Raw genomic sequence first — 5,201 nt, 5'->3', positions numbered from 1 at the left:
CCGCATTCAGAAGGTCTTGGAAGGGGCAAACATCAAACTTGCCTCAGTTGCCTCTGACGTGATGGGGGTATCTGGAAGAGCCATGCTCAATGCTATCGTTGCAGGTGAAACTGACCCAGTGGTCATGGCAGAGTTGGCAAAAGGGCGACTCTGCAGCAAACGAGATCAACTGATTCAAGCGATCGAGGGGCGAGTTCGTCCCTACCAACGCTTTATCCTGGCAGAATTACTGTGTCAACTCGATTCCCTTGACGAAACCCTTGGTCGCTTTGACCAGCAGATTGAGGAATATTGCCACCCTTTTGAAGCGACCGTAGAATTGCTCGATACGATTCCGGGTGTAGGACGGCAGACGGCAGAGATGCTAGTTTCGGAAATTGGAGTCGATATGAGTCGCTTTCCCACTGCCGCGCATCTAGCTGCCTGGGCAGGCTTGGCTCCAGGAAACTATGAAAGTGCAGGCAAGCACTTCTCTGGCAAGACGCGCAAAGGCAATCAAACCCTGCGCTCAGGATTGATGCAGTCGGCTCATGTAGCGGCTCGTTCCCGGACTTATTTATCAGCTCAGTATCGCCGAATTGCAGCCCGGCGAGGCAAGAAACGAGCGACGATGGCAGTTGCTCATTCTATTCTGGTGATTGCTTACCATGTTATCCAACGGCAGGAACCTTATCGAGAGCTAGGAGCCAACTATTTTGACCAACAACGACCTGAGGCGACAACTAAGCGGCTAGTCAAACGACTAGAAAGCATGGGCTATCAAGTTGCACTCCAATCCAAAGATTCCTCATCGGCAGCTTAACTGTGGGGGATTTTCAAGTCAGTATTAGTCAGGGGGTCACTTCAGTCATTGTCTGAGCCACCATTCAAAACATCTGATCCAAAACTACCATTCAATTTTGTTCCACTGCACCCCAAACCCCATTTTATAAAGGGTGAGTACCAGACACCTGATTGCGTCCCCGCTTCTTGGCTTGATACAGCGCTTCATCAGCTAGGGCAATCAGCATGGTGGTGGAACCAGTAGAGGTAGGTATGGTACTGGCAACGCCTAAACTGAGCGTCACGTGGTGCCCCACACTAGAGTTGACATGGACAATCTTCAGCGCCTCTACTTCAGCGCGGATCTTCTCTGCAACTGCGACTGCCCCTTTAGTGTCAGTGTTGGTAAGGATCACGGCAAATTCTTCGCCCCCATAACGAGCGACTAAATCGGTTGGGCGTTGCGCGGCACGGTTAATGGCTTTTGCCACCTGTTGGAGGCAGTGATCCCCTGCTTGATGCCCGTAAGTATCGTTGTAGAGTTTGAAGCAGTCAATGTCACACAGAAGCAAGGAGACGGGCTGGTGTGCTCGTGTCATTTGCAACCAGGTTGTGTCAAGATGCTCATCAAATCGTCGTCGGTTGGCAATGCCCGTTAAACTATCGAAGGTGGCTAAATGCTGTAACTCTTGATTCACTCCCTGAAGCTGGTTATAGAGTTCAGCTTGCTGAATGGCGATCGTCAGTTGGGTGGCTAAAGAAGCAAGTAAATCAATCTCAAAGGCTTGCCAGACTCTGGGTTCGCTACAGTGATGGGCAATCAACAAGCCCCAGAGAGCGTTTCCCTGCATCAGTGACACGACAAGCTTTGCTTTTACCTGCAACTGATCGAGAAACTCCACGAGACATGGCGTTACCTGTTCATTTTTGGCATCAGCAATGGCACGAATACGTCCCTGTTTATAGAGTTCGTGGTATTCAGTTGGAAACACTTCGGCTGGAAACGTCCGCCCTAAAATGGGTTCCCACTCGGATATCACTGCCTCACTGACAGCACTGCCTGTGCCATCGATCCAAAGACGGTAAATGATTACCCGATCGCAGCCCAAAAAATGGCGCACTTCGGTCACGGTTGTGTTGAGAATATCCGATAACTGCAAAGACTGGCGTACCCGTTGAGCAATCTGGCTCAACAACCGCTCACGTTCGGATTGTTGTCGGATAGCTTCTTCTACCTGCTTACGCTCTGTAATGTCTCGTTGGATAGAAATCCAATGGGTGTACCAACCGGTTTCATCCGCAACAGGAGCAATATTCAGTTCGGTCCAAAACTCAGACCCGTCCTTACAGTAATTAATCACTTCCACTCGCACAGGCTGCCATTGCTTAAGTGCTGCCCGAATTTTTGCTAGGGATACCCGGTCAGTTTTGGAACCTTGAAGCATTCGTGGCGTTTTGCCCAAGATTTCCTCTGGAGTGTAACCGCTCATTTGAGTGAAGGCTTGGTTGACATATAAAATTCGAGGACCTGGCGCACTCACAGGTTCAGCTTCAGTAATGAGAACGGCATCATTGGCATTAATGACGACAGATTCCAACAACCGGAGCTGATGTTCCGCTTGCTTATGCTGCGTAATGTCGCTTAATAGACCAACCAAGCGCTCGATCGTGCCGTCGGGATTTCGCTTCGCCAAGCCTCGAACCCGCACCCAATGATAGGTGCCATTGCGATGCTGTATTTGATGCTCACTGACAAACTGCTCATTGACTCCTTGTGACGCCTGCGCTGCCAGATAGTCATTAATGTGAGTTTTGACTTGCGCTTGCGCCTGAGGATGCACCCGCTGCCACCACTCTTCGATACAGTCGCCAAGCTCAAACTCCTCATAGCCCAATAGGGCTTTCCATCGTGGAGAAAAGTAGACCTGATGGGTTTTGAGATTCCAATCCCAAAGCCCAGCATTCGCGGAGTAGAGGGCTAACGTAGATCGCTCTTCATTCAACTGGAGCGCTTCCAGCAGTTGCGTTTGAGCGACGGCAACGCTCAGGTGATCAATCAGTTGCTTGAGGAGTTCAAGCTCAAAAGTGGACCACTGCCGGGGTTGCTGACCCTGATGAATGACCAGCAACCCCCACAGCTCTGATTGAAGCAGAATGGGCACAGCCAGCTTGGCTCTAACCTTTACCTGTTGGAGCAGATCGATCGGACAGAGCGTCATGGGCGTTTTTTCTGTATCCTCAATGGCTTGAATATAGCCCTGGCAGTATTGTTGATAAAGCTCGGCTGGAAGCACGTCTGACGGAAAGGTTTTACCTAAAACAGAGGGGTAAGCAGCATCAACGGACTCGGCAAGGGTACTCCCAGTTCCATCCGCCTGTAGTCGGTAAAGCAACACCCGATCGCATGCCAACAGTTGCCGCACCTCTGTCACGGTGATCTGGAGCATTGCTTCCAGGTTCAACGCTTGATAAATTTTAAGTGTGATTGCTCCCAATGCCTTAAGGGCTTGATTTTGGTGGTTGAGAGGCGGCTCAAGCGGCTGACTATTTGAATGCTTAAAATTTAGATCGAACATGAGCGATCGCTTGCCCTTACGTTATGGATTATCTCCTCTAGGAGCAAGAAGCGGTTCCCTTGCTCCCAGAGGGGATAAATTTGGCATGACATACTGCTGCTTTATCCAGGTGCAAGTTCCGTGGTTGTAATTTGAACAGGATTTTTGAGCGGAAAGGTTGTCGGATGGCTGATCAGATAGCCTTGAACGAAGGTGGCACCTCGCTGTCGCACCCAGTGGAGTTCTGCGGGCGTTTCAATGCCTTCCGCGATCGTCTGAATGTTTAGATGGCTGGCAATCTCCAAAATCTTCTCAGTGACGAATGCCTTGTATGGATCTGCTTCCACATCACGAATCAGATTCAGGTCAAGTTTGATGAAATCCGGGCGAAGTTGGTGCAGCAAGTTGAGATTAGAGGCTCCTGCACCAAAATCATCCAGTGCTACGCGGAAACCAGCTTCCCGGTAAACGTTGAGAATCCCTTTGAGGTGTTCAATATCTTGAAGTTGATTCGATTCAACCACCTCAAAGATAATCTGCTCATGGGAAATGCCGGCTTCATCGATCGCCTGCATCGTGGTGCGTAGGCAGGAAGTCGGATCATAAATGGATGTCGGCGCAAAATTGATAAAAATATGCTCTTTAATTTGGTGCTGCCTAGCCTCACGAATGGCTGTGCGTCGAGCGATCAGATCAAGCTGTACCAAGATGCCCGCTTCTATTGCCAACGAAAAGATTTGACCCGGAGCAATGAAGCTGCCGTCCAGCGCAATGCCACGGAGCAATGCTTCCTGTCCAAATACAGCCGAGGTATCCTCAGCCGAGACAATTGGCTGAAACTGGCAAGTGAGACGCTCGTCCGCCAGCAGGTCAAGGAGCCAGCCTGACTGATGGAGGCGAGTCAGACGAGCTAGAGAAGTCGTGCGCGCACAATCCCGCAGTTGAGGGGCGTTTGCATGCTCCATGAACAGTGCCTGTGTATTTTTCAATTCATTCGAGGTCAATATCCCAGCTAAAGTACTGACACAACTTGCAGTTTGAGTCGCCTCTAACTGGATGGCAAGACATTGTCCCTCTTCTTTAAGTTCATAGTTTAAGTCTGCTTTACGTAAGTAGTGGAGAACCTTGGTTAAACTATGACCCGAAGGAAACCATAGGTAAAGTCTTCCCATGCCTTCAACCTTTGTCGGCAGGGTTTCGCAGTAGACACAACTACTGGAAAGTTGGGTACATTTCATAAGCCAGCTCCGTTGGGTAGTGAATCACGCAGGGGGGTTGCCAATCAGCGACTCCGCCGCAAGCAGCTGGGTATGGAACCCGTTTTGCTCGTCAGTCAATGGCTGACCTTGCAAGCTTGAAGTTTCGCTGGAGAACGGCGGGGAATTTACCCCCGCTAGATTAAACCAGCACGCAATTGCTAACCTTAGTATTCCCTCTGGACTTGCCATACGCTCGGTAGAGCTTCAAAGAAGCGTTGGAGAGACAATCATCGGGTATGGATGCAGTCGAGTAGGACATCACTGCCTTACCCTCTGCTTCAAAACCGTGCTTGCCAGTTTGCTGGCACACGGCTCCTCAACAATTGGGTGCTTGTCTTGCATACCAATGGCTGGTGGCAAACTGCCTTGACCCATGGCTCGGTAGATTAGATGAATGCAACTTCAACACCTTTCGTTCTAGCTTGCGCCAGACGAGGATGCTCCATCCATACGTAGTCGTTAACTCGCTCATGACGTGTACATTGCGACTGACAACTCTACCTTCCCAATTGTCGTGTCTCTGTCTGCATATCGGGGCTGGTTAAACTCAGCGGAGCAGTCACCCACTCCGCTTGGTCGGGTAAGGTTCGAGCGTCACCGCTCTCCCCTCCCCTAAGAACGCAGC

3 protein-coding genes are annotated in these 5,201 nt (G+C 50.4%); 1 reads left to right on the top strand and 2 read right to left on the bottom strand.

Annotation, left to right across the window (positions count from 1 at the left end):
* A partial coding sequence (locus AC5JMP_RS08210; RefSeq protein WP_495850964.1) for an IS110 family RNA-guided transposase occupies positions 1-802 on the top strand: 802 nt, incomplete at its 5' end.
* A gap of 124 nt (positions 803-926) precedes the next feature.
* Here the strand turns inward: AC5JMP_RS08210 and AC5JMP_RS08205 are convergent.
* Positions 927-3,338, bottom strand: coding sequence for a diguanylate cyclase domain-containing protein (locus AC5JMP_RS08205; RefSeq protein ID WP_495850963.1), 2,412 nt, complete (start codon positions 3,336-3,338; stop codon positions 927-929).
* Positions 3,339-3,439: 101 nt separating this feature from the next.
* A complete protein-coding gene (locus tag AC5JMP_RS08200; RefSeq protein ID WP_495850962.1) occupies positions 3,440-4,282 on the bottom strand; it encodes an EAL domain-containing protein in 843 nt (280 codons plus the stop codon).
* Positions 4,283-5,201: the final 919 nt, after the last annotated feature.

The sequence above is a fragment of the Drouetiella sp. genome (assembly GCF_059504425.1).
The sequence above is the reverse complement of the archived record's forward strand: the minus strand, read 5'-3'. Positions and strand labels throughout refer to the sequence as shown.